This window comes from Mycobacterium sp. (assembly GCF_019247615.1).
Classification (GTDB): domain Bacteria; phylum Actinomycetota; class Actinomycetes; order Mycobacteriales; family Mycobacteriaceae; genus Mycobacterium.
In genome coordinates, this window is record NZ_JAFBAT010000203.1 from 1 (window position 1) to 5,239 (window position 5,239).

Consider the following 5,239-nt stretch of genomic DNA (forward strand, 5'->3'; position numbering starts at 1 on the left):
CGGCAGGCCGAGATCACTCAGGAAATCAGCGAAATCGTCGGTGGCGCAAACGCGCTCGCCGAGGCCGCCAAGTAGCTACGAGGAAGCGAACAGATATGACTGCTACAGACGAAAAGACCGAAAAGAAGTCGTCGAACTCCGACACCAGCGGCCGGGTGGTTCGGATCGCCGGGCCCGTCGTCGACGTCGAGTTCCCGCGCGGCTCGGTGCCGCAGCTGTTCAACGCGCTCAACGCCGAGATCACGTTCGAGTCGCTCGCTAAAAAATTGACGTTGGAGGTGGCGCAGCACCTCGGCGACAACCTGGTGCGCACGATCTCGTTGCAGCCTACCGATGGGCTGGTCCGGGGAGTCGAGGTCACCGACACGGGCAACGCGATTTCGGTGCCGGTCGGTGAAGGCGTCAAGGGCCACGTCTTCAACGCCCTGGGCGACTGCCTGGACGACCCCGGATACGGAGAAGACTTCGACCACTGGTCGATTCACCGCAAGCCGCCGGCCTTCGAGGATCTGGAGCCGCGGACCGAGATGCTCGAGACGGGGCTCAAGGTCGTCGATCTGCTGACGCCGTATGTGCGCGGCGGCAAGATCGCGCTGTTCGGCGGCGCCGGGGTGGGCAAGACGGTGCTCATCCAGGAGATGATCAACCGCATCGCCCGAAACTTCGGCGGCACTTCGGTTTTCGCGGGGGTGGGCGAGCGCACCCGCGAGGGCAACGACCTTTGGGTCGAGCTCAAGGAAGCCGACGTGCTCAAGGACACCGCGCTGGTGTTCGGTCAGATGGACGAGCCGCCCGGCACCCGTATGCGGGTGGCGCTGTCCGCGCTGACGATGGCGGAGTGGTTCCGTGACGAGGCCGGCCAGGACGTGTTGTTGTTCATCGACAACATTTTCCGGTTCACCCAGGCCGGCTCCGAGGTGTCGACATTGCTCGGTCGCATGCCGTCGGCGGTGGGGTACCAGCCGACGCTGGCCGACGAGATGGGCGAGTTGCAGGAGCGCATCACCTCGACGCGGGGCCGCTCGATCACGTCCATGCAGGCGGTATACGTGCCCGCAGACGACTACACCGACCCCGCACCCGCGACCACATTCGCCCACCTGGACGCCACAACCGAGCTTTCCCGTAACGTGTTTTCCAAGGGCATCTTCCCGGCCGTGGACCCGCTGGCGTCAAGCTCGACCATCCTCGACCCGAGCGTTGTGGGCGACGAGCACTACCGGGTGGCGCAGGAGACCATCCGAATCCTGCAGCGCTACAAGGACCTTCAAGACATCATCGCCATTCTCGGCATCGACGAGCTTTCGGAAGAGGACAAGCAGCAGGTTCAGCGTGCGCGACGCATCGAGCGGTTCCTGTCGCAGAACATGATGGCGGCCGAGCAGTTCACCGGTCAGCCGGGTTCGACGGTGCCGTTGAAGGAGACCATCGAGGCGTTCGACAAATTGACGAAGGGCGACTTCGACCACATACCCGAGCAGGCGTTCTTCTTGATCGGCGGCCTCGATGACTTGGCGAAGAAGGCCGAGAGCTACGGCGCCAAACTCGAGGACTGAGCCGAAAGGTGTTGTGGCATGGCTGAGATGAACGTGCAAATAGTCGCGGTCGACCGAGAAATGTGGTCGGGCGAGGCGACGTTCGTGTTCACCCGCACCACCGTCGGGGAGATCGGCATCCTGCCGCGCCACATTCCGTTGGTCGCTCAGCTCGTCGACGACGCCATGGTGCGGGTCGAGCGCGAAGGCGACGACGATCTGCGGATCGCGGTGGATGGCGGCTTCATGTCGGTGACCGAAGAGGGAGTCAGCATCCTCGCGGAGTCGGCAGAGTTCGAGTCGGAGATCGACGAGAGCGCCGCCAGGGAGGCCGCCGAGTCGGACGATCCGCGTATCGCCGCCCGGGGGCGCGCCAGATTGCGCGCCGTCGGCGCGATCGACTGACCGGCCTCGGATAAGGCGATGAGCGCGCCCATGGTCGGCATGGTCGCGCTCGTCGTCGTGTTAGGGGTGGCAGTCCTGGCACTCAGTTACCGGCTGGTGAAGCTGCGCCAGGGTGGCACGGCGGGGATCATGCGCGACATCCCTGCGGTCGGCGGCCATGGCTGGCGGCACGGCGTAATCCGTTATCGCGGAGGCGAAGCCGCGTTCTATCGGCTGTCCAGCGTCAGGCTGTGGCCGGATCGCCGGCTCAGCCGGCGAGGCGTGGAGATCGTGTCGCGGCGTGCGCCGCGCGGCGACGAGTTCGACATCATGACCGACAGGATCGTCGTGCTGGAACTACGCGACACGACACAGGACCGCCGCTCGGGATACGAACTCGCGCTCGACCACGGCGCGTTGACCGCGTTCTTGTCCTGGCTGGAGTCCCGTCCGTCACCGCGCGCGCGCCGTCGCAGCGTCTGACTACCACGGGCTGACGGTCTGGCATCCGTATTCTTCGGGCGCGACGTCGCGCACCGTTTCGCTGAACTGCCAGCGATGCCCCGCGAGATCCTCGACAGTGCATTCCCGCTCTCCGTACTCCCGGTCGACCGGCGGCTCCAGCACTTTCGCGCCGGCCGCCCGGGCGCGGTCGAACTGGCCGTCCACGTCGGCGACCCGCACCTTGATCTCGTGCGTGACGACACCGGCCGTCGGGGGGTGCCGCTCGCCGGCGACGTCGGCGACGATCATGGCGCCGCCGGCGCCGATGCTCAGCTGGGCGCGGTGGCTGTCGCCGATCCGTGTTCGCTCGACGAAGCCGAACGCGGCAGCGAGCCAGTCCACCGCCGCGCGCACGTCCGGATAGACGAGCACCGGGATCACCGCGACCGGCGGGATCGATCGGTTCTGTTTCACTGCGACACTTCAGCTTTCGTCCGGCTCGCCGCCCCGCCGGCCCCCGGGTTTCCAAAGCACATCGCCGCCCGGGTTGGCCGCACGCGCCAGGATGAACAGCAGGTCCGACAGCCGGTTGAGGTATTTCGCCGGCAACGCGCTGACGCTCTCCGGCGCAGCATCGACCGCGGCCCATGCCGACCGCTCGGCCCGGCGCACCACCGTGCGGGCGACGTGCAACAGCGCTGACAAGGTCGAACCTCCCGGCAAGACAAAGGAATTCAGCGCTGGCAGATGCTCGTTATAGGTGTCACACCAACCTTCGAGCCGATCGATGTAGGCCTGGGCTACTCGCAGCGGAGGATGTTCGGGGTTGTCGATCACGGGAGTCGACAGGTCCGCGCCCGCGTCGAACAAGTCGTTTTGAACCTGCCGCAGCACACTGGTGACTTCCTCGTCGGGTTGACCGAGGGCAACCGCGGCGCCGATCGCGCAGTTGGCCTCGTCGCAATCCGCGTAGGCCACCAGGCGGGGGTCGTTCTTCGAGACCCGTGAGAAATCGCTCAATCCGGTGGTCCCGTCGTCGCCCGTTCGCGTGTAAATGCGGGTCAGGTGTATCGCCATGAGCAAACCGTACTCGCCGGACCGACTTGGCTGATTGCTTGACTTGCCCCCTCGCCGCTCCCGCGGCTGGTGGTGCCCCCACCTCACTCCGCTCCGCGGAGTGCATCGTCGCCAAGCGAGGCTGACTGACAAGCCGATACCCCTTCACTACACTGACCCGGGTGGCGGAGCGTTTCGTGGTGACCGGCGGCAATCGGTTGTCAGGCGAAGTCGCAGTGGGGGGCGCGAAAAACAGCGTGCTCAAGCTCATGGCCGCGACACTGTTGGCTGAGGGCACCAGCACCATCACCAACTGTCCGGACATCCTCGACGTTCCGCTGATGGCAGAGGTACTGCGTGGTCTGGGCGCTACCGTCGAACTCGACGGCGACGTCGCCCGCATCACGTCGCCCGACGAGCCCAAGTACGACGCCGACTTCGCGGCGGTGCGGCAGTTTCGGGCCTCCGTCTGCGTGCTGGGTCCGCTTGTCGGCCGCTGCAAGCGGGCCAGGGTCGCTCTACCGGGGGGTGACGCGATCGGGTCGCGCCCGCTGGACATGCATCAGGCGGGCCTGCGGCAGCTGGGCGCGCAATGCAACATCGAGCACGGTTGCGTGGTTGCCCAGGCAGACGCCTTGCGGGGGGCGGAGATTCAGCTGGAATTCCCCTCCGTCGGCGCGACCGAGAACATCCTGATGGCCGCGGTCCTGGCCGAGGGCGTCACCACGATTCACAATGCGGCGCGCGAACCCGACGTGGTCGACTTGTGCACGATGCTCAACCAGATGGGAGCTCAGGTCGAGGGCGCCGGCTCCCCGACCATGACCATCACCGGCGTCCCGCGGCTGCATCCGACCGAGCACCGCGTGATCGGAGACCGCATAGTGGCCGCTACGTGGGGCATCGCGGCGGCTATGACACGTGGCGACATCGCGGTGACCGGTGTCGATCCGGCGCACCTGCAGGTAGTGCTGCACAAGTTGCACGACGCCGGCGCCACCGTGACCCAGACGGACAACAGCTTTCGGGTGGCCCAGTACGAGCGCCCGAAGGCCGTCAACGTCGCGACATTGCCGTTCCCCGGGTTTCCGACCGATTTGCAACCGATGGCGATCGCGCTCGCGTCGATCGCGGATGGCACCTCGATGATCACCGAGAACGTGTTCGAGGCCCGCTTCCGCTTCGTCGAGGAGATGATCCGCCTCGGCGCCGACGCCCGCACCGACGGGCACCACGCCGTCGTGCGGGGCCTGCCCCAACTCTCGAGCGCTCCGGTATGGTGTTCGGACATCCGCGCGGGCGCGGGCTTGGTGTTGGCCGGCCTGGTCGCCGACGGCGACACCGAGGTCCACGACGTCTTCCACATCGACCGCGGCTACCCGTTATTCGTGGAGAACCTGGCTATTTTGGGAGCCGAGATCGAGCGGGTAGAGTAGGCGGCAGGTAATGCCCGCCAGGCGCGGCCGTCACTCGAAGACGGCCGAAACCGGGGCTTGACTCCCATGCCGGATGAGTATTAAGCTGGCAGGGTTGCCCCAAAGCGGGCGAAACAACCAAGAGTGTTGCTTGAGAACTCAATAGTGTGTTTGGTGGTTTCATATTTTGTTGTTGTTTTTTGACCATACTTTGCACCCCCCGTGTGTGGGTATGGTCGTTTTTTGATGCCAGTATATTGGCGTCTTGTCAGGTATCTCTGATTCTAAATTCGATTCACGCATCAGCGTGGGTAGATTTTGTTTGGAGAGTTTGATCCTGGCTCAGGACGAACGCTGGCGGCGTGCTTAACACATGCAAGTCGAACGGAAAGGTCTCTTCGGAGA

General features: G+C 65.3%; 7 protein-coding genes and 1 rRNA gene. 6 read left to right on the forward strand and 2 right to left on the reverse strand.

Going from position 1 to position 5,239, the window contains the following annotated elements:
• The 4 genes from JO059_RS14085 to JO059_RS14100 form a co-directional block, all read left to right on the forward strand.
• Positions 1 to 75, forward strand: a 75-nt coding sequence (locus JO059_RS14085; RefSeq protein ID WP_293319691.1) for a hypothetical protein, incomplete at its 5' end; no start/stop codon positions are given.
• A gap of 20 nt (positions 76 to 95) precedes the next feature.
• Positions 96 to 1,556: a F0F1 ATP synthase subunit beta gene (gene atpD, locus JO059_RS14090; RefSeq protein ID WP_293319679.1), complete on the forward strand. Its 1,461-nt coding sequence runs from the start codon at positions 96 to 98 to the stop codon at positions 1,554 to 1,556.
• 18 nt (positions 1,557 to 1,574) lie between these two features.
• Positions 1,575 to 1,940 carry a F0F1 ATP synthase subunit epsilon gene (locus JO059_RS14095; RefSeq protein ID WP_293319681.1) on the forward strand — a complete coding sequence of 122 codons (366 nt, stop codon included), beginning with the start codon at positions 1,575 to 1,577 and terminating at the stop codon, positions 1,938 to 1,940.
• 18 nt (positions 1,941 to 1,958) lie between these two features.
• Positions 1,959 to 2,402, forward strand: a complete 444-nt coding sequence (locus JO059_RS14100) for a DUF2550 domain-containing protein (RefSeq protein ID WP_293319683.1) — start codon at positions 1,959 to 1,961, stop codon at positions 2,400 to 2,402.
• Here JO059_RS14100 and JO059_RS14105 read toward each other — a convergent pair whose 3' ends face one another.
• Together JO059_RS14105 and JO059_RS14110 are read right to left on the reverse strand one after the other, a co-directional pair.
• Positions 2,403 to 2,837, reverse strand: a complete 435-nt coding sequence (locus JO059_RS14105; RefSeq protein ID WP_293319685.1) for a VOC family protein — start codon at positions 2,835 to 2,837, stop codon at positions 2,403 to 2,405.
• A gap of 9 nt (positions 2,838 to 2,846) precedes the next feature.
• On the reverse strand, positions 2,847 to 3,440 hold the full coding sequence (locus JO059_RS14110) for a cob(I)yrinic acid a,c-diamide adenosyltransferase (protein ID WP_293319687.1): 594 nt from the start codon (positions 3,438 to 3,440) through the stop codon (positions 2,847 to 2,849).
• 161 nt (positions 3,441 to 3,601) lie between these two features.
• Here JO059_RS14110 and murA point away from each other — a divergent pair, with 161 nt between their 5' ends.
• Both murA and JO059_RS14120 read left to right on the forward strand, forming a co-directional pair.
• The gene (gene murA / locus JO059_RS14115; protein ID WP_293319689.1) at positions 3,602 to 4,855 is read left to right on the forward strand and encodes a UDP-N-acetylglucosamine 1-carboxyvinyltransferase; all 1,254 of its coding nucleotides are present in this window, start codon (positions 3,602 to 3,604) and stop codon (positions 4,853 to 4,855) included.
• Between the two features lie 298 nt (positions 4,856 to 5,153).
• Positions 5,154 to 5,239: ribosomal RNA gene (locus JO059_RS14120) — 16S ribosomal RNA — on the forward strand; the annotation flags it as partial.